Raw genomic sequence first — 24372 nt, 5'->3', positions numbered from 1 at the left:
CTTGTTAGGCCGCATACCAGAGCACTGCGAAGTAATGGCATGCGGTACCTGCCATTACAAACAGATGCCAGATGAAGTGGCCGTACCGCAGGCGCGCATCAGCCGCGAAGAAAGCCACCCCTGCCGTGTAAGCCACGCCTCCCGCAAAAAGCCAGAGCAGGCCGGAGGCTTGTACACGGGCATACAATGGATTGACGGCGATCAGAATTAACCACCCCATGAGCAGATAAAAACCGGAGGAGACGACAGGATGGGACATTCTATCAAACGCCTTCAGCGCCGCCCCGGCTACGGCAAGTCCCCAAACGAGCCCAAGGAGCGTCCAGCCCCACGCGCCACGAAGCACGCCCAGTGTGAACGGCGAGTATGTACCGGCGATGAGAAAAAAGATTGCCGAGTGCTCGATGACCCGAAACACACGCTTGGCCTTGCCTATCGGGAGGGCGTGATAGAGGGTGGAAGCAAGATAAAGCAGCACCATGGTCGCGGCGAAGAGACTCGTGCCGACGATAAACCCCATATCCCCGCGCCGTACTGCATGCAGGAAAAGCAACGGGGTAGCGCTGAGGGCTGCGACCAGTCCTATGCCGTGGCTGATGCTGTTCGCGAGTTCTTCCCCTCGCGACTGCTCACGCTGGGGTAACGCAAACGCTATGCTCACGACATTCCAACCTACCGCCTAAGAGCACAAGATCATTGGACCTCTGTCAGGCAACTCCAGTTTGCGGCAGAGCCGGGCACTCTCAGGGGTATCGATGCCGTTCCGGCGAATACGCTCGCTGCGGATCTCCAGTGTGTCGCCTTTTATAATAGCGGCGACCCCGGTTAGGGATTCAGCGAAGGCAAGGCTCGACAACAGTGTAAGCAACTGGAAAAGAAATCGCATCACGCCCCCATTGAATCGTTTTGCTGTTGCCAGAGAAGCCCCACGCACGATGCTATAGCACGCGCGCAATACGGAATCTTCCCATGTTCTCATCGTCGGAAAGTTCGGGCGAGCTGTTACGCGCGGTTCGGGGCGTGCAGGATGCGCTATAAACGGGGGTAGAGCGAAGGGATCTGGGCGCGCGAGATGCTGCTCTACCGGCCAGTATCCCAGGGATACGCCACCAGGCCTACTCACGCGGTATGGAAAGCTACGCAACCGGTAGGGGATTGCCGTTCCGGGGGGGAGGCTCGCCCATCTTTACGCGCCCGGGCACGATGTCCGTCGGCGGCGATGAACTGGTTGCTCGATTCCTTCGGCAATTTTGAGCGAAGACGCGGCTGGCGGTAGCCCCTCACGCACGCATCCTGCACCATTCCTGTTACCCCATACTTGGGGCGTGTCGGCAGCAACTCGAGCGCTTGGCCAAACACCATGGCGTCACTCAGCGGTCGATGGTGGAACGGTTGCTCACGAATGCCGGGCGGGAGGTTGTGGACAGGCTCAAGAGCACGGCTGAATAATACGATGGAGTTAGCGCGTAACGGTTAATGCGGGGTCAAGGGCTCCGGCAGAGCCGCGTAGGACCTACAGCACGGCTATCGGGCAATTTTTTTTCCAGTGAAATCGGCGTTATATAAGCCGCCCCGCCGGACTAAGGTCAAGACAGGAAATACGCACCGTATTGTTATCAGAACAGGTCTATATTGACCTGTACTGTTCTCTATTGTAAGAGTACAATATAACATTTTTTCAGCTCGAATCGAGCGAATATGGCGGAGGCCAAAAATGTACTTGAATATTAATGTAGAAGAGACTAGAACGCACAGAAATCAGACCTCAGGCAACTGGCACATCTTCATGGGATAGGTTCAGCAGCAGTGGGGGATGCTCACTAGTGACAATGAGGATTGCAGCAAGGGATACGAACGGGAGCTGGCCGGGAGGTTCCAGAAATTCTATGGTATCAGCAAGCAGAAGGCTGACCTGGACATCAAAAACTGGGTAAACTAAGCAGCCTAAACAGTTATCTAACTATGTGTGGTTAAAAAAAGCTAATTGAGGCTTATCGGGCGGGGAAACGACAGCGGCTTTACGGAAGCCAATTTCTCCCGCCAAGCCACTCGATAGGTGGCGTATTCAGCGATTTCAACTTCCACTCCCGGATAACGGAACTCTAAAGGTATCATTTTGCGCCGCAGAATCGACTCTGCGACCGTCTGGCCGGACTACGGCTCGACTACGCGCTGCCTAATATCTGGCACTTTTCATGTATTATTTGGCGCGCGAGCGGCAGAATGAGGGGCATAAAGGGAGCATCTGATTTATTCGTCACACCGGCGAAGCCTGCCCCGGACGCCGATCCGGGGGCCGATGTCCAGGCTCTAGAATTTACTGGATTACGCAAACCCGCCCTGGTTTGCGCCCTCCGGGCTAGCTGAAGCTGTTCAAATCCGTTCCTACGGATTTATCCGGCTTTCGCCGGAATGACGAGATGATAATTGATCAGAGTTTTCAAAGTGTTGCGCCCCTGACGACGGCATAGATTCGTCACGTTATGCATTATTGGTTGGCCGTGGGGTTCTCCGCAAGCTGATTGACGCTGTCAGGGAGGCAAGCTATTGGTGGGCACTTGAGTGCAGCGAAGAGCGGCCACATTCATTCTCTCGGTGATCACACGCCCGCCGAGGCCAACAAAAACTCGCCGGAAACCACTTTTAAACTGTCGCCGAATCGGATCGTTATCTGAACCCGCATATGGCATACCTCCGCTCAACGCGGCAACGGCGGTGTGCATCGCATTCGCTGACGACCGCTTGACTCCTAAGCTCACCAATTCTCTGCCAGCCAGGGGGCGAGTTCCGAGAGATCCAGGCGTTCGGCGTAGTCCACCAGCCCGGGTACTCTGGCGCTCTCATCGAGCATGACGGGCCGGCCGGTCGACAATAACGGAGCGAAACGCAGATACCGCTCCTGCAAAAGCTCGCGGCACTGAAAATCGGTAATGGCCACGCTTGCGTCATTGATAAGATCCAATAACCCGGCGCCGAGCCAGTGAAACATCCCCCAATCGTGCCGTGCGCCCGGGATATAGCGCCCCACGGTCCCATTGCCGAGCGACAACACGCGAAGCTCTTGCAGCATCGGGCGGCGCTTGCCACCGCCGGAGTGCATCGCCTGCGCGATCGCAACCATGCTCGGATTATTAGCGTAGACCCCGCCGTCTATGAAACCGTCCACCGAGGGAAAATACGTCGGGGCGGCGCTCGTGTAGAGCGCCACACGATAGATCAGCCGGTCCATGTCGGGCGAACCCGGGAGATTATGGAAAAGTTTCGGGACCCAGCACCGCGCGGCGCGATCGGGCGCTTCATTGTCGAGGTCGAAGCTCGGCACGAGCACGTGTTTTTGCAGATCACCGAGCCGGATCGATTCTCCCAGGCTGTCCTTTAGCTCGCGGCACAGCGCCACGTTGTCGTAACCCGCATTGGGCGCCTGACCCGCCTTGCCGTCGAAGACGCGGCGGCTGTGATGGAAAATATCGTCTCCCCTGCGCTCGTAGAGCCCGCGCAGCCGCGTCGGCGAAAGCCCCGCCGCCAAACCCAGCGTCAGGATACCGCCGCTCGAGGTGCCGGCCAGCAGATCGGCGGCATCGATGAGGTCCGGAGCGATACTGAGCAAACGCTCCAGTATCACGGCCGTAATCACCCCGCGAACGCCACCACCGTCCAACGCCAGGATGCGATATCGCCCCATGACTCGATCCTTTACTGACAGCGCTTGCACCGCGCGCGTGGGCTGCCCCGGCCAGCCGATCAACTCGAGGATCCATCGCAAGCTCCGGTCCGCCGCATCGCCCACCCGTGTGCCGGTCGTTTGCGTGCTCGACTGATAGAATCGTCGAATCACCCGTGTGCACGATCTACCCTGCACGAGTACAAAAGCCGATAGCGGGCCAATCGGCTTGGCGATCCGCCCACGTTTTGGCCCAGGATGCAATCACGGCCGAACAACCGATACCAGATCAAGCGGCCCGGCCGCGCTGCTTGGCTCGACTTTGCAAGTCCGCAGGCCGAGTGCAAAGGCTACACGAGGATCTCAACCTCTCCTAACTTACAGGAACGACAGTACACCGTGGAGATTCTGAACGACGTTCTGATCCTTCTCACAGCCTCGGTCGTCGCGGTCACTGTCTTCCACCGCCTGGACCTTCCTTCGGTGATCGGCTATCTGTTCGTCGGGGTCGCACTCGGCCCCTCCGCCAGCGGACTGGTCTCCGAGGACCTGAACATTCCCCTGCTGGCCGAGTTCGGTGTGGTCTTCCTCCTCTTTACCATCGGACTGGAGTTCTCCCTGTCCCAGCTGCGCACCATGCGCTGGACAGTCTTCGGCCTGGGTAACGCTCAAGTGCTGGTGACCAGCGTCGCCGCGGCCGCGGTCGCTTGGTATCTGGGGGTGTCCTGGTCGGGAGCAATCGTGATCGGCGGCGCGCTGGCGCTGTCGTCGACGGCAATCGTGATCAAACAGCTGACCGAACAGGCCGAGCTTCAGTCCCGTCACGGGCGCAAGGCGCTCGGTGTACTGCTGTTTCAGGATCTTGCCGTCGTACCGTTGCTCATCCTCATACCGATTCTCGCCAATGAATCGCACGGCAATGTTCCGCTGGCGCAGGCGATGATACTGGCCCTAATCAAAGGCGCCGGCGTGTTCCTGCTGATTATCTGGCTGGGCCGCAGGGCCTTGCGTCCCTTGTTTCACGAGGTCGCCGCCGCCCGGTCCAACGAGCTTTTCACGCTGGCTGTGCTGCTGGTTGCCCTGCTCGCCGCCTGGACGACCCAGCTGGCAGGGCTGTCGCTGGCACTGGGGGCGTTTCTCGCGGGAATCATGCTGAGCGAGACGGAGTATCGCCATCAGATCGAGGCCGATATCCGCCCCTTCCGTGACGTGCTGCTGGGGTTGTTCTTCATTACCGTCGGGATGCTGCTGGACCCGCGGGTGCTGCTCGATAGCTGGTATTGGGTGTTGATTTTGCTGGCGGCCCTGCTGCTGTTCAAGGCGGCGCTGATCTACGTTCTGGTCCGCCTCAGCGGTGAGGACAGCCGGACGGCGGTGCAAACCGGCACGATCCTCGCCGGTGGTGGGGAGTTCGGGTTCGCCGTGCTCTCGCTCGCGCTGGCGAGCGGCCTGATCCTGCCCGATGTCAGCCAGCTTGTGCTGGCCACGATCATCCTGAGCATGGTCATCACTCCGGTGCTGGTGCGGCACAACGCGCTCATCGGTCAGCGTATCGCCGCCGTTGGCGGGGCGCGCCGCGACAACGCCACCGCCGAGGCGATCGCGCGAAGCGCTCAGGAACTCCACGATCATGTCATCGTCTGCGGCTACGGTCGCACGGGTCAAAACGTGGCTCGGTTCCTGGAGCGCGAAGGCATCGTTTACCTCGCACTCGACCTCGATCCGGCTCGGATCCGTCAGGCCCAGGTCGCCGGCGAGCGGGTCAACTTCGGAGACGCAACGCACCTTGCCATCCTGCAAGCCGCCGGGCTCGAAAAAGCACGGATGATGGTCCTCAGCTTGGACAGTCCCGGCGCCGCGCTCAAAGTGCTGCAGCATGTTCGCGAACGCACGCCGCAACTTCCGGTATTGGTCCGGACCCGGGACGATTCCCGACTCGAGGATCTCGAGCAAGCCGGTGCCACGGCCATCGTACCGGAGATCCTGGAGGCGAGCCTGATGCTCGCCTCCCACACGCTCGCTCTTCTCGAGATTCCCCTGTCGCGGGTGTTTCGCTATGTCCGCGAGGTGCGCGCGGATCGCTATCGCCTGCTGCGCGCCTACTTTCACGGCGAGCAGGGTCCCGACCTGGAGAGCACGGGGCAAATCCGCGAACAGCTGCACGCGCTGACCTTGCCCGAAGGCAGCTATGCCATCGGCAAGCGCATCGCCGAAACCGGTCTGGAGGAGATCGACGTAACCATCACCACGATCCGACGCAGCGGCATCCGCGGCCTGCAGCCCGAGTCCAAGACACAGTTGCTCGCCACCGATGTGCTGGTTCTGTACGGAACGCCGGAAAATCTGGAGAAGGCCGAGAATTTATTGCTGACGGGAAATCCCTGAGCGGCGAGGGTGTCAGTGCGTGCAAGGCACAGCAAGCGCCGGCGGCGATTCAGTAATAAAAACGGTAGCTCAAGCTGAAGCGATTCCAGGCGCGCCGCTCGGTGGCCTCCTGAGAGAGCTGCAGACGCACGCCGTGATGACGCGCCAACTGCCACTGCAGGCCGAGTCGAGCCCAAACGTAGTGCTGATTGGCTACCGCGGCATAGCCCAAGCCGCCGAGCTCGGCCTGCAGCGACCAATGCGCCCGCGGATAGGAGAGCACGCCCAGGCTGGCGCCGATTCCGGGGCGGAAGGTGTTGTCGAGGCCGGGATTGGCATCCAGGCTGCCGAGCAGGAATCCATAGCCGAGGACGCTGCTCTGCCGCCCGTAAGCCAGGCCCGGCCCGCCTTGGAGGTAATAGCCGAGACCTCCCGGCTGCGAGCCGAAAAGCGGTGCCGTGGGCGCCCGGCGAACGCCCGTGGCAACCTGCCAGGAAATGGGCGAGAACAGTTCGCTGCGGGGGCTGATAGAGACGATATCGATGAGCTGCGCGTCGCGTAAGCGCACGCCCTGGCCCGGCCGGTAAGCCAAGCCGACGTCGAGAAAATTGATCTGCGCACCGGCTTGGTAACCGCCGGGCGGATCGAGAAGGTCATGATAGGCAGGGCGCAGGCGCAGGGAAACATCCTCGCGGCCTTGCTCCACCTCTGTGCCCAGTGCAATTCGAGCCGTGCCATGACCCTTGTCCGGGGCCACGGCCGGGCGTGGCGGCGCTGAGAACACCGCGCGCCTGACCGGCAGCCGGGAGCGGGCCATCAGGATGCGCCGGGCGCGCTTGACGGCTTGCGCACGGGGCAGCTCGCCGGCGACGAAATGATATTGCTCCAGGGCGTAAGCCACCTCCAGGGCTTGAGCCTGCGCCGACGGTGCAAGCTTCGCCACCGCCGGCGCCCGCGGCCCGAGCTGTCCGCTGGCGACCTCACGCGCGACACGCTGCGCGGGCTCTGAGAGCTGGCGATATTCGTGGACCGCTTAAGTGCGACGAGAAGGCCGGTAGCTCACCGTCGTGACCAGATCCGGCTGCACCGTCAGGGCGCGTAGCGTGTCGGCCGGTATGGCATAGAAATCGAAACGCTCGGCAAGCCTCAACTCCGGGCGCGCCACCTCGAGCATCACCAGCAGCTCATATGAGCAGTTGCGGCTGAAGAAAAGATAAGGCTGGGCAGCGCCCTTGAGCTCCCAAAGATGCAGCAGAAGGCGTTCGATCTCCGCGGCGTCGAGATCGAGGCGGTACGACCACAGATCCCGATTTTCGATCCGCGCGTACTGCTTGACCTTATCGTAATAGGGATTGAGCCCGTAACGTCCGGCATATCCACCGAAAATTCCCTTGACGGCGAACACCACGCCGTTGCGCTCGTCGGTATTGGCGGCGTAGTTCACGGCATAGGCAAGCAGCCGTTGGCCCCGCCCCTGATCGTGCGCGTCGAGCCGCAGCAACGTATGACCGAACATCGAAGCGGGGCTGTTGAGATAGGCGGTCGGGAATACGACGGCCACCGAGGCGACATTCAACGCCTGCAACCATTGGCTCAGCTCGGGGCAATCCTGGCGCGGCAACCGATGCGAATCGAAGTGCAGCCGACTGTCCAACCAAGCGTAGCGCGCCGGCCAAAGGCATTGCGCCGGTTCCTCTCGCGGCGAGCGCGCGGAGGCCTCGAAAAACGCGCGCAGGGTCGCCCGCAGCTCCGCGCTTGGATCATGACCTCCGCGCACCGCCGCGAAAAACCAGGGCGAGACAACCGTGCTGGATCCTGCGCCTCCCAGCCAGCCGGCTTGATAGTGCAGCAGGCGGTGCCAGTGACGGCTCTCGGCGAGACGCAGCGTCTCGGCGCGCGCCTGCAGCTCCGCCAGATAGGCCTCCGCCGCTCCCGCGAGTGCCGCCGCACCCCCGGATGAGGGCGTGATGAGAGCCAGCAATCCAAAAAGAACGCCGAGGCCGCCACTGATGGGGCCTCGGCGTTCATCTCCCGCCGCCATCAAGGCACGGCGTTCGATCTAGACCGAAAGAACAGAAAATCAGGCTTTGGGAACATAATCCGACAAGCGGCCGTCGCTGGCCATCAACGACTCGAGCTTGGCCAAGACCTGCCCGGCTGTGACGTCATCCCCCGGGAAGAGCTGCACGAAGTGCGCTTGGCTCAGTGTACGAAACGCCGCCTTGTCTCGCTCGGAGCGGATGCCGTAGAGGCTCGCCAGCACGTCGAGGGTCTCGCCGTGACCCGCCGCCATGTCCGCGGCAAGCTCGTCGAGATTATGGCCGGCAAACATGGATACTCGCGCCGAGGCGGTAATCGTCCCGCCCTGCTGACAACCCAGCGTACCCGAGCTGATGCCGAAGGTCTGGTTACCCAGGATACCGTTGGTGGTGGCCGCCAACACTTTCGGCGCAACACCGCTCTGACCTTTCCATAGTATCGTACCGGCACCACAGCCGATATCGTCATCGGCGAGGGCGGTACCCACCACCGACATCGCCAGCAGCGCCGCCGCAGTCAATAGTTGCTTACGCATGCTCTTCCTCCATGCGGTACTCGGGAGAGTGGACCTTAATCCCCCAACACGCATCTCATGTCCACGGCGCCTATCAATACGCGAGCCCATCCATGCGGTCAATCCTTTGAACGCGCGCGCCAGCAGGCGCGAGCGAGCTGCAACCGCCGAGCCGAAAGGCAGCCGGTCACCTCGCCGCGGCTTAAATAGGAATTATAAATACAGCTTTTAGCATCCCTTAAATTCGAATCCGAATTAACATAACTATTAAATACTTCTAATCGGCATGGCTCCACGATACGGATTGCGTATAGCGGAAGGAATGCTACTCTTAGTCAGACTATGGCAAATAATGCGGTTATGGTGACTAGACTGGACGCTCATGAGGGCACTATATTGAAATAGTGTTGCGCGTATTTAGTACGGTGGTATGCGGCGCTGTTTAAGAATTTCGGCATCCAAGCCCCTTTTCATTCATTTGGGCTCAGGGTAAGGCGACACGCTAATGTCGCGTTACGAAAAGCGAGTATGTTGGCCAAATCCCGTCTCATTCACGTGCGTCAGGTTGCGATTTCGCCCGTGGGAAAACAGGCCGCACCAAGGTCGGGGCCTCAAGCTGCAGGGCCGGGGTGCCCCCGCACCGAGGAGATGCAATTCGGCGCATGCCGACCCTTCCCGAGCGGCAACCGTGCCGCTCGCTGTTTCAGCCTGCGAAAGCGCTCGTCGAGGCAGGTGCAGCCCGCTGCGCTCCCTAGGCTCGTTCCCTCCAACGCCGCATCGCAAGCGCCCGCCGGGCATAACGAGCGCAACGCGCCCGCCACCGAACCACGGGAGATTGCATGAACGGCGGCGCACGGGAAATCAGCGTCGACGTGGATGTAGCGGAGACCCTATTTCGGTTGCAAGACTTTTATTCGTTGGCTAGTAATGTAACTTTTATTGCTGGTGAGAGATGTAGTATTAAGCAGACTTTAATCACGGGAGTCGATCCGGCATCGCCACCGGCATTGCAAGGCCCTGGAACGGGCCAATAACGTGGCATAAAGCGTAAGGTAAAAAGGGCAGTTAATTGTACAGCACAGCATTTAGTTTGCGATTGAGGAGGCTTACGACATGAGCGATTCCAGAAAATCCAGGCGGGAGGGGAAGCCAACGGCCGGGGACAACGCCTCGGTCACGAACCCGTCGGGCAATCCGATAGCGGGAAATCCCAGCGCCAGCGCCGCTAGCTCCGTACCGGCGAAGCCGACCGAATTCGGGGTGATAGAAACGGTGCCGCCGGCGGAGATGGGGGCCGCGATCGCGGCGGATGCCGGGAAGAAAGCCAAAATGGCCACCGTGCATCTGCTCGTTCGCGGTTTTTTGTGCACGCCCTTTCTGGCCTACGGCGCCTCCGTGACGTTCGCCATGGTCGCCGCCGGCGTGCCGCTCGGCGCGGCTGGGCTCGTATTCCCGGTGGGCTACGTCACGCTGAACTTCCTTGGTCTGGAGATGGCGACCGGCAGCTTCGCGGTAATGCCCATGGGCATGTACGCCGGAACCGTCACGCCGTTTCAGATGCTCCGCAACTGGTTTTGGACTCTGGTGGGGAATCTCCTCGGGGGCATCTTTTTTGCTTGGCTGCTTTGGTTCTCCTATACCCAAGGAGGCTCGGTCGCACCGAACGCGACGCTCGTCACCATCGCCGGCATCGCCGAGCATAAGGTCGCCTATAGCCAGTTCGGCATCATCGGCTGGTGCGCCGCCATCGGCATGGGCGTGCTCTGCAACTGGCTGGTCAGCCTGGGATCGGTCATGTCCAAGGCCACGCGCAGCACCGTGGGCCGGGCGCTTCTGATGTGGATACCGATCGGGGCGTTCTTCGCGCTCGGCTTCGAGCACACCGTCGTGAACATGTGGCTCATCCCGACCGGTATCCTCTCCGGCGCCGATGTGAGCCTCTACGACTGGTGGGTGTGGAATCAGATCCCGGTTACCATCGGCAACATACTCGGCGCGATGGTCTTCAACGGCACCCTGTGGTACTACACCCATTCGCTGAATCCGTAAATAGCGAAGACCCTGAGTGTGGGTGCTTGGTCTGTTAGCTGAGGTGCTCGTGAGAGAATCACAGCAAGGCATTGATTGACCTTCTGGTTGAAAGTCGCCTTAAAAAGCGACAAGCGTTAACAAGCGCTCTTTTATTGACCAGATTGCCAAAGGTGGCGATTAGAGAGCCCACGATATTGGCTCTCGGCATCCTACTGAGATCGGTGCAACAAGCTCAGGACCAACAGCATCGGGGAGAAGCGAAACGACAAGGATGTCGTTTCGCTTTTCGGTCGTTTCGACTCTAGCGCCCTTTCCTTCTTCCCGTACGGCATGGGCAAGCGCAAAGCTTCTTCCGTCATCGCTCGCCCCGGCAACAGCAGCCGCGGGCAACTTTGCATTATCAAGCAACGGCTAACTCGCGCTCGAAGACGAGTGCTCCGTCTCGGACATCCACCTTGATGACATCTCCGGCGCCGAACCGGCCCTCCAGTATCGCCTGAGCCAGCGGATTCTCCAGACGCTGCTGGATGACACGCTTGAGTGGACGGGCGCCGTAGACGGGATCGAAGCCCGCCTGTGCAAATACATCGAGGGCCTCCTCAGTGAGTTCGATGGCCATATCGCGATCACGCAGGCGGCGGCTGAGAAAGTCGATCTGAATCTCGGCGATCTTATGGATTTGTTCACGCCCGAGCGGGTGGAACACCACCACATCGTCAATGCGGTTGATGAACTCGGGGCGAAACTGTTGCGCGACCGTCTCCATAACCGCCGTCCTCATTGCCTGGTAATTCTCCTCGCCGCCCATTTCTTGGATGATCTGAGAGCCCAAATTGGACGTCATGACGATGATCGCGTTGCGAAAGTCCGCGGTGCGCCCGTGGCTGTCGGTCAAACGGCCGTCATCGAGCACCTGCAGCAGTATATTGAATACGTCCGCATGCGCCTTCTCCACCTCGTCGAGAAGTATGACGGAATACGGGCGGCGTCTAATTGCTTCGGTCAGATAGCCGCCTTGCTCATAGCCGACATAGCCGGGCGGCGCCCCGATGAGCCGGGCCACCGCGTGCTTCTCCATGAATTCGGACATATCGATTCGGACCATGGCCTCCTCGGTGTCGAAGAGAAAGGCCGCCAACGACTTGCATAGCTCCGTTTTGCCGACACCCGTCGGCCCGAGAAACAGGAAAGAGCCGTTCGGTCGCTTGGGATCGGCCAATCCCGCCCGAGAGCGTCGGATCGCATTGGCTACTGCCCGGACCGCTTCCTCCTGGCCCACGACTCGCGCCTGTAAGGCCTGCTCCATATGCAGGAGCTTCTCGCGCTCGCCCTCGAGCATCTTGCTCACCGGAATGCCGGTCCATTTCGAGACCACTTCGGCGATTTCTTCCTCAGTGACCTTGTTGCGCAGCAAACGCATCTCCTGCATCTCGGCTTGCGAGGCCATCTCGAGGCGATGCTCGAGTTCCGGAATACGCCCGTACTGCAGCTCGGACATGCGTGTGAGATCGCTCGCGCGGCGCGCCGTCTCCAGCTCCTTGCGGGCCTGCTCCAACGACTCCTTGATCGTATGCGTGCCTTCCACGGCGGCCTTCTCCGAGCTCCATATCCGCTCGAGATCCTGATATTGCCGATCCACTTCCTCGATCTCACGCTCCACCGTCTGCAGACGCTTCTTGGAGGCGTCGTCACTCTCCTTGGCCAGCGCCTCGCGCTCGATCTTGAGCTGGATCAAGCGCCGCTCCAGGCGGTCCATCTCCTCGGGCTTGGAATCGATCTCGATGCGGATACGGCTCGCCGCCTCATCGATCAAGTCGATGGCCTTGTCGGGCAGCTTGCGCTCGGTAATGTAGCGTTGCGAGAGCATCGCCGCCGCCACGATCGCCGGGTCCGTGATCTCGACCCCATGGTGGACCTCATAGCGCTCCTTCAAACCGCGCAGGATGGCCACGGTATCCTCGATATTCGGCTCCTCCACGGTGATTTTCTGGAAACGCCGCTCTAGGGCAGCATCCTTTTCGATATATTGGCGAAACTCGTCGAGGGTCGTGGCGCCGATGCAGTGCAACTCACCCCGGGCGAGCGCCGGCTTGAGCATATTGCCGGCGTCCATCGAGCCCTCCGCCCGACCGGCACCCACGATGTTGTGGATCTCGTCGATGAACAAAATGATCTGGCCCTCCTGCTTGGCCAAATCCCTCAAAATAGCCTTGAGGCGCTCTTCGAAATCACCCCGAAATTTCGCGCCTGCCACCAAGGCGCCCATATCGAGCACGAGCAGGCGTTTGCCCTTCAGCGCCTCCGGGACCTCGGCGTTGACGATACGCTGCGCGAGCCCTTCCACGATCGCGGTTTTGCCGACCCCGGGTTCGCCAATCAGAACGGGATTGTTCTTGGTCCGCCGCTGCAGCACCTGGACCGTACGGCGAATCTCCTCATCGCGGCCGATCACCGGGTCGAGCTTGCCCTGCTCGGCGCGCTCGGTCAGGTCGATGGTGTATTTCTCGAGCGCCTGACGCTGCTCCTCGGCATTCGGATCGGCGATCTGCTCGCCGCCGCGCAGCTCATCGATCGCCTTCTCCAAGGCGGCCTTCGAGGCCCCGGCCCGGGTGAGGATCTCGCCGAGGCGGCTGCGGCCATCCTCGAGCGCTGCCAGCACCAGCAACTCGCTTGATATATATTGATCCTTGCGTTGCTGCGCGAGCTTGTCCGTCAGATTGAGCAGCCGCGCCAACTCTTGCGCCATGTGCACCTCACCGCCGGTGCCCTTGACGGTGGGAATGCGGTCCAGCGCCTCGCCGAGTTGTGAGCGCAGATAGCTGACATTGGCCCCCGAGCGCTGCAAGAGCTGGCGCACGATGCCCCCATCCTGATCGAGCAAAGCGCTCATTAGGTGCTCTGGCTCGATGAACTGATGGTCGCGCCCGACCGCCAGGGATTGCGCATCGGCGATCGCCATCTGGAATTTGGTGGTCAGTTTGTCCATGCGCATGAAACCGCACCTCGAAAGTAGCTTGCGCTTAATAAGCCCAATGATGGGGCAACTTGCGGCCATTTCAACGCCTGCCCACGCCATAGCGTGAGCGGGCGCATTGGCCTGCGATCGAACTCCATTCATAGAGCCACGCGCATCGCCTCGCGCTCGGCGCACGTCGATGGGCCCGGCAATGTGTTTACCGTCGAAGCGGGTTTTGCGAGGCGTTGCGGGAAGTCACGACACGAGCGGATTCAGCGCGGCGCGGTGAGCCAGATCAGACTGGCCATCCGTCCGGTCCGCTCGTCCCGGCGATAGGAGTAGAAGCGCCAGGTCTCGGTGGCCGTGCAGAAGCCGCCACCGTAGACGTGCTCGATACCACAGCAGCGCAGGCGGTACCGCGCGAGCCAGTAGAGATCGGCCAGCCAGCGATCGCGCCGCCCGATCCGGAAAGCGCCGGCGTGGTTAGGATCGCGGGCGACAAAAGCGCGGCGCACCTCGTCACCCACCTCGAAGGCCTGCGCTCCGATGGCCGGGCCCAGCCACGCCATCAAGCGCTCGCCCGGTACGCCGAGCGCGGTGTGCGCCGCCTCGATCACCCCGGCGGCAAGGCCTCGCCAGCCGGCGTGGACCAAGGCCACTCGGCGCGCCTGCCGATCGCAAATAAAAACGGGCAGACAGTCAGCCGTCTGGATGGCGCAGACGATGCCCTCGTGCGCTGTCCATACCGCGTCCGCGCGAGTGGCATCCCGTCTCACGACTTCGGCTGCAACCGCTCGCACACCGTGTACCTGGTGCAGCCAACGCGGCTCCTCCGGCAGATTCAGCCCGGCACGCAGGCGACGGCGGTTCTCGGCCACGTGCTCCAGACGATCACCCGTGCGCCACCCGAGGTTGAGCGAGGCATAGGGCGCACGGCTTACCCCGTTGCAGCGGGTAGTCACCACGGCCCGAACGGCCGTCGGTGCGGGCCAGTCGGGAATCAGCCAAGACGCCGCTTCGGACATGGATACACTCCTCGCACTCGAGCGAGCGGATAAGGCGACGGGAAGTCGTGTCAGGCGTTGCCGCGCAGAGTGCTCAACAAATGCGCGTAGTCAGCGGGCAAGGGGCTTTGCCAGCTCAGAGTTTCACCGCTCGCCGGATGCTCCAGCCGCAACTCGGCGGCGTGCAGCGCCTGGCGGCGAAAACCGCTCAGCGCGGCGATCACTTCCTCGCTCGCTCCCTTGGGCACGCGAAGGCGGCCCCCGTAGACCGGATCGCCCACGATCGGTTGGCGCAACCACGCCATGTGCACCCGGATCTGGTGCGTGCGCCCCGTCTCCAGGCTGCACCGTAGCAGCGTATGAGCCGAGAACCGCTCCGCGACCCGGTAGTGCGTCACTGCCGCCCGGCCATCGGGGCGTACGGCCATGCGCGTGCGATCCCGCCGATGCCGTCCGATCGCGGCAGCGACCCGCCCCCCGCTGGTCACGGTGCCCCAGACCAACGCGAGATACTCCCGTCCCACGCGGCGGGCCTGCAACTGCTCCACCAGCAGCTTGTGCGAGGTCCAATTGCGGGCCACTACCAGAAGCCCCGACGTTCCCCTGTCCAAGCGGTGAACGATTCCGGCGCGCGGCAGCCCCGCGAGCTTTGGATCGTGATGGAGCAGCGCATTTTGCAGCGTGCCGCCCGCATGGCCGGCGCCGGGATGGACAATGAGGTCGGGCGGCTTGTCGATCACCAGCAAGGAATCGTCCTGGTAGAGGATGCGCAGCGCGATCGGCTCGGGGGCCACCGAATCATCGCTGTGCGCGACAACGCTCAGGCGCACCCACTCGCCGCCGCAGACAGCGTCCTTGGCGCGGGGCACAACGGCATCCACCGTGATCGCACCGGATTTCAACCAGCTCTGCAGGCGGCTACGCGAGTACTGCGGGAATACGACAGCGAGCGCCCGGTCAAGCCGCTCGCCGGCTTGCGCGGCAGGAATGATCGCCGTGCGCTCGATCCGCTCGCTCATGGCGCTGGGCGCGCCTCGCGGTTTTCCTTACAATGACATGCGCTGAAGGTCGTCATCACGCCGAGCACCACGTATGATCAAACTGCTCTCACCGTTTCTTGTCGTCGCGCTTTTCGCACTCCTCGGTTGCGCCAGCCAGCCGACCACGGACACGCCCGAGCAAAACCAGCAAGCCGCCACGCTCTACCGTGAAGCGCGCGAACTGCTCGACGCCGGCGATTATACGACCGCCGTGAAACGTTTAGAGGATATGCAGGCGCAATTCCCGTTCGGCCCTTATTCGGAGCAAGCTCAGCTCGACATCATCTATGCGTACTACAAAGCGAATGATACCGAATCCACCGTGGCCGCCGCCGATCGATTCATTCGCTTCAACCCCCGCCACGCGAAGGTCGACTATGCCGCTTACATGAAGGGCGTGGCCCAGCAGGAGCAAGGCCGAGGATTCCTGCAATCGCTGCTGAACGTGAACCGCGCTGAACGCGACCCCGAACCCTTGCGGCAAGCCTTCTACAGCTTCCGCACCCTACTCGAGACCCATCCCGAGAGCCGCTATGCGCAAAACGCCCGGGAGCACATGCGGGAGCTGCGAAACCTGCTCGCCCAGCATGAGATTCAGATCATGGATTACTATGTCCGTCGCGGTGCTTGGGTCGCGGCCATCAATCGGGCCCGCGGAGTCGTGCTGAGCTATTCGAACACCCCGGCCGTTGCCGAGGCACTGCACGTGCTGGTACAAGGATACCAGCACATAAAGCTCCCGGCGCTAAAAGAAGACGTACGCCGTGTGATACGGCTGAACTATCCCGACCACCCAGCGCTCGAGGAGAGTGGCTAGACGGCCCGGTCATCCTCCTCTCCGGTACGGATCCGGATCACGCGCTCGACACCGGTGACGAAGATTTTGCCATCGCCAATCCGCCCGGTTCGGGCAGCACTGCTGATGGCCTCCACGCAGCGCTCGACCTGTCCATCGCTCACCACGACTTCAAGGCGCATCTTCGGCAGGAAATCGACCACGTATTCGGCGCCGCGGTAGAGCTCGGTATGCCCTTTCTGGCGCCCAAACCCCTTGACCTCGGTCACCGTCATGCCGGTAATGCCGATTTCGGAGAGCGCTTCACGGACGTCGTCGAGCTTGAACGGCTTTATGATAGCCTCGACTTTCTTCATCGCCTTTTCGTACCCCGCTGTAAATTGTCTGCCTCACCGAGCGCCCCCCGTTGCGCAAGACCCGAGCGTGACCCGTTTAGCATACGCCGGGCCTTGCCGAGCGTCAGCCTGCGGCTTGCACCTTCGCGACGTCCCGCCGTCGGGCAAAGCCGCGTGTCTACGGGCCCGACCCATCGCCGGTCGCGTCAACGTCCCTTGAGAAAACCGGAGGTGATCGGGTAGCGCCGGTCGCGGCCGAATGCCTTAGTGGTGACTTTGACTCCCGGCGGCGCCTGACGGCGCTTGTATTCGTTGCGCTGAACCCGTCGCACCACCTCCTCGACCTCGGCACGCGCACAGCCGTTGGCAACGATTTCCTCCACCGCCCGATCCTCTTCTACGTAGGCCGCCAAGATGGTATCCAGCACCGTATAGTCGGGCAGGCTGTCGGAGTCCAGCTGACCGGGGCGCAGCTCCGCCGACGGTGGGCGCGCGAGTGTGGTGGCCGGAATGACCTCGCCAAGCTCGTTGCGATACCGCGCCAGATGATACACATCGGTTTTGAAAATATCCTTCAGTGGCGCAAACCCGCCGACCATATCGCCATAAAGCGTGGCATAGCCTACCGCCAACTCGCTTTTATTACCCGTCGCCAGCACCAGCCCTCCCTGCTTGTTGGAGATCGCCATCAGCAGGCTGCCGCGAATGCGGGATTGAAGATTCTCCTCCGTGACATCGACCGGCGCCCCGCTAAAAACGGGCCGGAGCGCTTCCAGAAAGGTATTGAAGATGTCTTCGATGCCAATGACCCGATAGTCGACGCCGAGCTTGCCGGCAAGTGCCGCCGCGTCGGCGCGGCTCATCTCGGAGGTATAGCGCGTCGGCATCATAACCGTTTTCACGCGCTCGGCCCCCACCGCGTCCACGGCGATGCAGGTGACGAGGGCCGAATCGATTCCGCCCGAGAGTCCGATGATCACGCCAGGGAAGTTGTTCTTTTCAACGTAATCACGCACGCCCCAAACCAAGGCCTCATAGAGAACCGCCTCCTCCGATGGGTCTTCCTCGATCGAGCCCTCCACGACCTCCCAGCTTCCGCGCCGGTGGATCAGATCCACGGGGATGAGAGCGGTGCGAAAACGCGGGGCGCGCACGCGCAGATCACCGCGGCGGTCAAAGGCGCACGATGCGCCATCGTAGACGACCTCATCCTGCCCCCCGGCCATATTGCAGTAGAGCATCGCCACATCGGATTCACCGATGCGCTCACGAATCACCGCCTCGCGCGCGGCCCACTTGTATTGATCGAACGGAGAAGCATTGAGGTTGACGACGACTTCGGCGCCTAACTGAGCGGCCCACGCCACGGGACCGGGGTGCCAGGCGTCCTCGCAGATGGTCACGCCGATGCGGCAACCGCCGACCTCGATCACGCACGGCGAGCTGCCGGCCTGGAAATAGCGTGTATCGTCGAACACGCCATAGGTGGGGAGGTAATGCTTGCCGTAACTCGCCACGATCCGCCCCTGCTCGATCACGAGCGCGGCGTTCAGCAGCCCGCTGCCGCTGCGCACCGGCGCCCCGACGATGAGGGTGAGCTCCGCCGGCACCTCCCGACACAAACGCGCGAGCGCTTCGCTGATTTCGCCGAGGAAGTCGTTGCGCAGCAGCAGATCATCCGGTGGATAGCCGGTCAGGGCGAGCTCTGGAAAGATCACTACCTGGGCCTTGAGCTCATCGTAGGCGCGATGCGCAGCTTCGATGACGGCACGCGTGTTACCCTGGACATCGCCGACCAGCAGATTCAACTGCGCCATGGCAATGCGAAGACGATCGTTCATGGCATCAATCGGCAATTGCTGGTGCTGGTCGACCTCACCCCACGAAAAACTCATTCATCGTCGCGCCGATGTCGGCCGGTGAGCGCACTGTCGCAACCCCCGCCTTGTCGAGTGCCGTGAACTTCTCGCGGGCGGTGCCCTTGCCACCGCTGATGATCGCGCCAGCATGCCCCATGCGCTTGCCCGCCGGAGCGGTCACGCCGGCGATATACGCCACCACGGGTTTGCGCACGTTGGACTCGATGAACTCAGCCGCCTCCTCCTCGCTCGTGCCGCCGATCTCCCCCACCATTACGATCCCCTTGGTCTGGCGGTCCTGCTCGAAACGCTCAAGCACCTCGGTAAAGGACATGCCTTGCACGGGATCGCCTCCGATGCCCACGCAGGTGCTCTGCCCCAAGCCCACGTCGGTAATCTGCTTGACCGCCTCATAGGTCAACGTGCCCGAGCGCGAGACGATGCCAATCGAACCGGGCTTATGGATTTGCCCGGGCATGATGCCGATTTTGCACTCACCGGGCGTGATGATTCCCGGACAGTTGGGCCCGATCAGCGTGGCCTCATAATAGGTCAGCGCAGCCTTCACCCGGAGCATATCCTGCACCGGGATACCCTCAGTGATGCACACGATCACCTGGATACCGCCCTCGGCGGCCTCCAAAATCGCATCCGCAGCAAACACCGCGGGCACATAGATCATCGAGGCGTTTGCGTCAACGCCCGCCACCGCCTCCCTGACCGTATTGAACACCGGCCGCTCGAGGTGGCGTTCACCGCCCCGGCCGGGGGTCACGCCACCGACGACCTGCGTTCCGTAGCGGATGCTTTGTTCGGCGTGGAAGGTCCCCTGGCGGCCGGTGAACCCCTGGACAATGACTTTGGTGCTTTTGTCGACCAGAATGCTCATGTGTTGCCCCCGCCCCCTCGCGCTAGCCTGTTCACCGCCGCACCGCGGCAACCGCTTGCCGGGCGCCGTCGGTGAGATCGCTGGCGGCGATGATGTCGAGCTCGCTCGCCGCGAGCAGCTCCTTGCCCCGCTCGACATTGGTGCCCTCCAGGCGCACGACCACCGGAACACTGACCCCCACTTCCTTGACCGCATTGATGATGCCTTCGGCGATCATGTCGCAGCGCACGATGCCGCCGAAGATGTTGATCAGAATGGCCTTCACCTTGGGGCTGGAGCAGATGAGCTTGAACGCCTCGCTCACCCGTTCCGTATTGGTCCCGCCGCCCACGTCCAGGAAATTGGCAGGCTCGCCGCCGCAGAGCTTGATGACGTCCATGGTCGCCATGGCGAGACCCGCGCCATTGACCATACAGCCGATATCCCCGTCCAGCGTGATATAGTTCAGCCCATGCTGCGCGGCCTGGACCTCGGCCTCGTCCTCCTGGGAGATATCCCGCATGTCGGCGATCTCGGGCTGGCGGCCGATCGCCACGGCGTTATCGTCGACGTTGATCTTGGCATCCAGGGCGAGCAGCTCGTCTTGTTCGGTGAGGACCAGCGGATTGATCTCGATCAGGCTCAGGTCCCGCTCGGTAAAGCACCGGTAGAGGCTCAGCATGGTCTTCACCAGCCCGCCGACCTGCTTGCCTTTGAGCCCCAATCCGAACGCCAGCTGACGGCATTGATAGGGCTGCAACCCGACCACGGGGTTTACGCGCACCGTCAGGATCTGCTCCGGGTGGCTGGCGGCCACCTCCTCGATGTCCATGCCACCGGCGGCCGAGCCCATGAACAAGATGCGCTTGCTCACGCGGTCCACCAGCGCGCTCAGGTAGATCTCGCGCGCGATATCGAGCCCCTCCTCGATCAGCACGGCGTTGACCGGTAAGCCCCGCCCGGCCGTCTGCGCTGTGGCGAGCCTCGTGCCGAGCATGGACTCGGTCATCCGGGTCAATTCATCGAGACTTCTGGCAAGTTTGATCCCGCCGGCTTTGCCTCGGCCCCCCGCGTGAATCTGCGCCTTTACCATCCAGCGCTCGCCGCCGAGCTGCTCAGCGGCCTTGCGCGCCTCGGCAACGGAACGGGCGACATAGCCGCGGGGGATCGGAACGCCGAATCGGGAGAAGAGATGCTTCGCCTGGAACTCGTGGAGATTCATCTGCGCCCTTCCTCCAAGACAAGCCCGGGTATTCTCTACCCAAAGGCCTCGCAAAGCAAAAGCGGCTCACGCCAAACGAGCGGTTACGCCGGAGCAACAGACGCAGAATCGGAAGCGCTTCGCAGAAATCGCTCTGCAATAGCGCTAATTAGATCCAGTAACCCAGAACACGTTTGAAAACCCGTGGCGAGCCGGTGCAGAGTCGAGCGCATGACGCGCAGCAAGTCCCTATTGCCGTCACCGCGATGATGCGCGAGCGCAGTGATTGGCGCCCGCTGCGCATACTGTGCGGCTATCGCATCGTCATCGCAGCCATTTTGCTGGTGGCTTTTGCGGCCGGGCGCGGCAATGACCTGTTTCCCACCGTCGACCCGGAGCTCTTCCTCGTCATCTGTCTGGTCTACCTGATCCTGGGCCTGGCCGCCTTCGCCACGGCCTATGGACAGCGAGCAGGCTTTGCGCTGCAGCTGCACACCCAGATTCTGCTGGATATCTTGGTGATCGGCGCGCTGATCCATGCGAGCGGCGGGCTGCAAGCGGGTCTCGGCGTTTTGATGGTGATCGCGGTCGCTGGCGGCAGCCTGCTTGCCAACGCGCGGATGAGCAGTTTCTACGCCGCGATAGCGACCCTTATTTTGCTATTCGAACAGGCGCTCGCCGAACTCGCCGGGCGAGCCGGAAGGGAGAGTTACACGCAAGTGGCGTTGCTCGGCCTGGCCACGTTCGCCACGGCGTTCGCCGGCTCGGCGCTCGCCCGCCGCGCGCGCGAGAACGAGGCGCTTGCCGCGCAGCGCGGCTTGGACGTCGCCGATCTCGAAGTGCTCAATAACCAGATCGTCCAGCGCCTGGAGATCGGGGTGGTCGCACTGGATTCCGCCGACCACGTCCGCCTGCTCAATCGCACCGCCCGGGAGCTGATCGGCGAGGTGGATACCTTGCGCCGGCCACGGGTGGATGAGATCTCGCCCGCCTTGGCCGCCGCCTATCGGAGCTGGCGCGAGACGTGGACCTCCACGATAGAGCCGCTTGCCACTCAGCGCGGCGGCCAGGAGTTCGTGCCCCGCTTTCATCCGCTTGGGCCGCAGGGGCGCGCCGGTGTGCTGATTTTTCTCGAGAATCTCACGCAAATGCGCGCCCAGGTGCAGCAAGCCAAGCTCGCTTCTCTCGGGCGTCTCGCCGCGAGCATCGCGCACGAAATTCGCAACCCCCTCGGCGCGATGATGAACGCCGCGCAGCTTCTGAGCGAGACCCAGGACGCGCGGCCCGGCAATCGCCGCCTGGTCGAGATCATTTATCAACAGGGCAAGCGGCTGAACACAACCGTAGAGAACGTGCTGCAGCTCTCCCGGCGGGCCCCCCCCACCCGCAGCCGCGTGCTGCTGGGGGAGTGGCTGCCGATGTTCATCGCCGAGTGGCGTGAGCAGCAAGGCCCGGGGCTGCAACAGGCAACCCTCGAGATCGAAGGCCCGCCCGTGGAGGTGCTCTTTGATCTCGACCACCTGCGTCAGGTTCTTGATAACCTGGGGCGCAACGCCGCCGAGCAGACGCGTTGCGGGGGCGAGGCCCGCCGGATCGTGCTGCGCATGGGTCGGGATCCCAATGACCACCCCTTTCTCGAAGTGGCCGATAATGGCCCGGGGGTCAACCCGGAGATTCGCGATCACCTCTTCGAGCCGTTCGCCACCGGCTCGGCTACCGGGACCGGCCTGGGGCTTCACCTCACGCGCGAGCTCTGCGAGGCGAACCAGGCAAGGATCCATCTCAACGAGGAAGTGGCCGCCGGCGCCTGCTTTCGCATCACCTTCGCCGGTCCGCGCAAGGAGGAAGCCTAACCGATGCAGCGACAACTCGCTTTGATCATCGACGATGAGCCGGACATTCGCGAGCTGGCTCAGCTCACGCTCGAGCAAATGGACGTCGAGGTGCGCACGGCAGCGGATCTGCGCACCGCCCGCGAGCTGCTCGCAGCCGAGCCGTTCAGCCTGTGTCTCACCGACATGCGCTTGCCGGACGGCGACGGACTGGATCTGGTGCGGTTCATGCAAAAACGCCACCCGGACACGCCGGTGGCGGTAATCACCGCCTACGGCAGCGTCGAGACCGCCACCGAAGCCCTCAAGGCCGGGGCGTTCGACTTCGTGACCAAGCCGGTCGACCTCCGCGTGCTGCGTCGGCTCGTCGAGCATGCGCTGCGCCTGAGCGAATATCCGGCCGTCGACCGGCGCTCGCGTAATATCCTGCTCGGCGATTCGCCCGCGATGCAGCAGATTCGCTCGACGATCGTCAAGCTCGCCCGCAGCCAGGCCCCCGTCTACATCTGCGGGGAGTCCGGGACCGGCAAGGAACTCATCGCGCGGCTCATTCACGACAAAGGCCCGCGCCGCGATCGCCCCTTCGTACCGGTCAACTGTGGAGCCATCCCGACCGAGCTGATGGAAAGCGAGTTCTTCGGCCACAAAAAGGGCAGCTTCACCGGCGCCTCGGTGGATAAAGAAGGGCTGTTCCAGGCCGCGGACCGGGGCACACTGTTTCTCGACGAGGTCGCCGAGCTGCCACAACACATGCAGGTCAAGCTGCTGCGCGCCATTCAGGAGAAAGCCGTGCGCCCGGTGGGTACCCTGCGGGAGGAGCCGATCGATGTGCGCATCCTGAGCGCCACACACAAGGATCTCGGTCAGCTCGTGTCCGACGGCGCCTTCCGGCGCGACCTCTACTACCGCATCAACGTCATCGAGGTCCGCGCGCCGAGTCTGCGCGAGCGCGCGGAGGATATCCCGTTGCTCGTCGAGCATACCCTGCGCCGGATGGTCGGCGAAGGCGTTCCGTTGCCACGGCTCGAGCGCGAGGCGCTTGCCGCGCTGCGGACCTACCCTTTCCCGGGGAATGTCCGCGAGCTCGAAAACATCCTGGAGCGAGCCCTCACACTCAGCGAGCACGACCTCATCAGCGCCGCGGATCTGCAATTGCCGGAGAGAGGCCGCGAGGTCCAAGCCTCGGTTACCCCCGAGCCGACGGATGACTTCGAGCTCGAGAGCTACCTTGACGAGGTGGAGCGCGAGGTCATCGTCAAGGCGCTGGAAAAGACCCGCTACAACAAGACCGCCGCGGCACAACTGCTCGGCATCAGCTTTCGCGCGCTGCGCTATCGGCTCAAAAAGCTCGGGCTCGAGTAGCGCAGCGGCTAGCCAATCGCCGCATGCCCTAACCAAGCGACCGTCATGGCCGGCACCGCTATAGCCAATTGAAAATCATTACGCGCTCACTGACGCAGATTGTCACCTCCGTGAGGCTGAGGTGACGCTTTGGGTCGATCATGGGACGCATGCGGCGCGTCATGGGGATTGCCTGACTACGAGGCAACGTGCGCAAGCCGTTATTTTTGTGCCTTTATTCACTGCACCGAGCGGGTGCGAGCATCATTTTGTAATATTGGCATGATATCTGCATTCATTCAGTGCACACAGAAACTGCGCCGAATACTTCTGAAGCGGAACGAGGCGAGCCCGCCGGGCACTGTGCTCGCTGACATCGGTTTTTATCTTGCAGACACTAGGAGTTTAACTATGCAGAAGGTCCAGCAGGGCTTCACGCTGATCGAGCTGATGATCGTGGTCGCGATCATCGGCATCCTGGCCGCCATCGCCATCCCGGCCTATCAGGACTACACCATCCGCGCCCAGGT

At 62.2% G+C, this 24372-nt stretch carries 19 protein-coding genes and 1 pseudogene; 6 read left to right on the top strand and 14 right to left on the bottom strand.

Annotation, left to right across the window (positions count from 1 at the left end):
• Positions 1-4: 4 nt before the first annotated feature.
• Together trhA and AC52Q4_RS01495 are read right to left on the bottom strand one after the other, a co-directional pair.
• A complete protein-coding gene (gene trhA / locus AC52Q4_RS01500; RefSeq protein ID WP_495535030.1) occupies positions 5-661 on the bottom strand; it encodes a PAQR family membrane homeostasis protein TrhA in 657 nt (218 codons plus the stop codon).
• Positions 662-2755: 2094 nt separating this feature from the next.
• Positions 2756-3859 carry a patatin-like phospholipase family protein gene (locus tag AC52Q4_RS01495; RefSeq protein ID WP_495535029.1) on the bottom strand — a complete coding sequence of 368 codons (1104 nt, stop codon included), beginning with the start codon at positions 3857-3859 and terminating at the stop codon, positions 2756-2758.
• A 201-nt stretch (positions 3860-4060) separates the two neighbouring features.
• On the opposite strand from AC52Q4_RS01495, the gene AC52Q4_RS01490 reads away from it, so the two are divergent.
• Entirely contained in the window at positions 4061-6046 is a 1986-nt protein-coding gene (locus tag AC52Q4_RS01490; protein ID WP_495535028.1) for a monovalent cation:proton antiporter-2 (CPA2) family protein, read from the top strand.
• 49 nt (positions 6047-6095) lie between these two features.
• Here the strand turns inward: AC52Q4_RS01490 and AC52Q4_RS01485 are convergent, their stop codons facing one another.
• From AC52Q4_RS01485 to AC52Q4_RS01465, 5 genes and pseudogenes are all read right to left on the bottom strand, one after another.
• Complete coding sequence (locus tag AC52Q4_RS01485) at positions 6096-6842, bottom strand: DUF7840 domain-containing protein (RefSeq protein ID WP_495535032.1); 747 nt, start codon at positions 6840-6842, stop codon at positions 6096-6098.
• Positions 6825-7040, bottom strand: a pseudogene (locus AC52Q4_RS01480) (DUF7842 domain-containing protein); the annotation flags it as partial. The gene AC52Q4_RS01485 and the pseudogene AC52Q4_RS01480, both read right to left, overlap by 18 nt.
• 18 nt (positions 7041-7058) lie before the next feature.
• Positions 7059-8066 (bottom strand): Lnb N-terminal periplasmic domain-containing protein, encoded by a 1008-nt coding sequence (locus tag AC52Q4_RS01475; RefSeq protein ID WP_495535027.1) that lies wholly within the window; start codon positions 8064-8066, stop codon positions 7059-7061.
• Between the two features lie 39 nt (positions 8067-8105).
• Entirely contained in the window at positions 8106-8600 is a 495-nt protein-coding gene (locus AC52Q4_RS01470; RefSeq protein WP_495535026.1) for a DUF3015 family protein, read from the bottom strand.
• Positions 8601-9685: 1085 nt separating this feature from the next.
• Entirely contained in the window at positions 9686-9916 is a 231-nt protein-coding gene (locus tag AC52Q4_RS01465; RefSeq protein ID WP_495535025.1) for a hypothetical protein, read from the bottom strand.
• On the opposite strand from AC52Q4_RS01465, the gene AC52Q4_RS01460 reads away from it, so the two are divergent.
• Complete coding sequence (locus AC52Q4_RS01460) at positions 9909-10628, top strand: formate/nitrite transporter family protein (protein ID WP_495535024.1); 720 nt, start codon at positions 9909-9911, stop codon at positions 10626-10628. The genes AC52Q4_RS01465 and AC52Q4_RS01460 overlap by 8 nt on opposite strands.
• Positions 10629-11010: 382 nt before the next feature.
• Here the strand turns inward: AC52Q4_RS01460 and clpB are convergent, their stop codons facing one another.
• The 3 genes from clpB to rluD all read right to left on the bottom strand — a co-directional run bounded on the left by clpB (position 11011) and on the right by rluD (position 15589).
• The gene (gene clpB, locus AC52Q4_RS01455) at positions 11011-13602 is read right to left on the bottom strand and encodes an ATP-dependent chaperone ClpB (protein ID WP_495535023.1); all 2592 of its coding nucleotides are present in this window, start codon (positions 13600-13602) and stop codon (positions 11011-11013) included.
• Positions 13603-13838: 236 nt separating this feature from the next.
• Complete coding sequence (gene pgeF, locus AC52Q4_RS01450; RefSeq protein ID WP_495535022.1) at positions 13839-14591, bottom strand: peptidoglycan editing factor PgeF; 753 nt, start codon at positions 14589-14591, stop codon at positions 13839-13841.
• Between the two features lie 50 nt (positions 14592-14641).
• Positions 14642-15589, bottom strand: coding sequence for a 23S rRNA pseudouridine(1911/1915/1917) synthase RluD (rluD, locus tag AC52Q4_RS01445; protein WP_495535021.1), 948 nt, complete (start codon positions 15587-15589; stop codon positions 14642-14644).
• A 73-nt stretch (positions 15590-15662) separates the two neighbouring features.
• Here rluD and AC52Q4_RS01440 point away from each other — a divergent pair, with 73 nt between their 5' ends.
• Positions 15663-16427 carry an outer membrane protein assembly factor BamD gene (locus tag AC52Q4_RS01440; RefSeq protein WP_495535020.1) on the top strand — a complete coding sequence of 255 codons (765 nt, stop codon included), beginning with the start codon at positions 15663-15665 and terminating at the stop codon, positions 16425-16427.
• On the opposite strand, the gene AC52Q4_RS01435 is transcribed toward AC52Q4_RS01440, so the two are convergent.
• The 4 genes from AC52Q4_RS01435 to sucC form a co-directional block, all read right to left on the bottom strand.
• On the bottom strand, positions 16424-16762 hold the full coding sequence (locus AC52Q4_RS01435) for a P-II family nitrogen regulator (RefSeq protein WP_495535019.1): 339 nt from the start codon (positions 16760-16762) through the stop codon (positions 16424-16426). The two genes, AC52Q4_RS01440 and AC52Q4_RS01435, sit on opposite strands and share 4 nt — an antisense overlap.
• Positions 16763-16947: 185 nt before the next feature.
• The gene (locus AC52Q4_RS01430; RefSeq protein WP_495535018.1) at positions 16948-18582 is read right to left on the bottom strand and encodes an NAD+ synthase; all 1635 of its coding nucleotides are present in this window, start codon (positions 18580-18582) and stop codon (positions 16948-16950) included.
• 34 nt (positions 18583-18616) lie between these two features.
• Complete coding sequence (gene sucD / locus AC52Q4_RS01425; RefSeq protein WP_495535017.1) at positions 18617-19489, bottom strand: succinate--CoA ligase subunit alpha; 873 nt, start codon at positions 19487-19489, stop codon at positions 18617-18619.
• Positions 19490-19520: 31 nt separating this feature from the next.
• Complete coding sequence (gene sucC / locus AC52Q4_RS01420; RefSeq protein ID WP_495535016.1) at positions 19521-20690, bottom strand: ADP-forming succinate--CoA ligase subunit beta; 1170 nt, start codon at positions 20688-20690, stop codon at positions 19521-19523.
• 173 nt (positions 20691-20863) lie between these two features.
• Between sucC and AC52Q4_RS01415 the strand changes: the two genes are divergently transcribed.
• From AC52Q4_RS01415 to AC52Q4_RS01405, 3 genes are all read left to right on the top strand, one after another.
• Positions 20864-22522 (top strand): sensor histidine kinase, encoded by a 1659-nt coding sequence (locus AC52Q4_RS01415; protein WP_495535015.1) that lies wholly within the window; start codon positions 20864-20866, stop codon positions 22520-22522.
• 3 nt (positions 22523-22525) lie between these two features.
• Positions 22526-23863, top strand: a complete 1338-nt coding sequence (locus AC52Q4_RS01410) for a sigma-54-dependent transcriptional regulator (protein ID WP_495535014.1) — start codon at positions 22526-22528, stop codon at positions 23861-23863.
• A gap of 390 nt (positions 23864-24253) precedes the next feature.
• Positions 24254-24372 (top strand): prepilin-type N-terminal cleavage/methylation domain-containing protein (locus AC52Q4_RS01405; RefSeq protein ID WP_495535031.1); only part of this gene is annotated, 119 nt, incomplete at its 3' end.

This window comes from Nitrococcus sp., assembly GCF_059432795.1.
This window is presented reverse-complemented; position numbering and strand designations above follow the sequence as displayed.